The sequence below is a fragment of the Tritonibacter sp. SIMBA_163 genome (genome assembly GCF_046535935.1).
In the GTDB taxonomy this organism is placed as follows: Bacteria; Pseudomonadota; Alphaproteobacteria; order Rhodobacterales; family Rhodobacteraceae; genus Epibacterium; species Epibacterium scottomollicae.
Map to the genome: position 1 here is coordinate 1 of NZ_JAWJBP010000973.1, position 250 is coordinate 250.

Annotated in this window: 1 protein-coding gene; it reads left to right on the forward strand. The window is 62.0% G+C overall.

The features are described from left to right. Positions 1-65 precede the first annotated feature (65 nt). Positions 66-250 (forward strand): hypothetical protein (locus R0J92_RS25225; RefSeq protein ID WP_411053702.1); only part of this gene is annotated, 185 nt, incomplete at its 3' end.

Consider the following 250-nt stretch of genomic DNA (forward strand, 5'->3'; position numbering starts at 1 on the left):
GTGGTCACGGCCAGCGGCCTGAAGGCGCGGATGCGCGACCGGATCCTTGCCGAAGCGCGCACCATATGACGCCGGAAGAACGCCTGCTCGATAACCTTATCGATATGGAGGAGGCGGCGCTGGAGGCGATCGGCTTCCTTGAGGAGATCAGCGTCGAGGCATTCGAGTCGGATCTCTTGCGTCAGCGTGCCGTAGCCATGACCTTCGTTTTAGTCGCGACCGCCGCTGCACGGATCCAGACTCTGTTTCC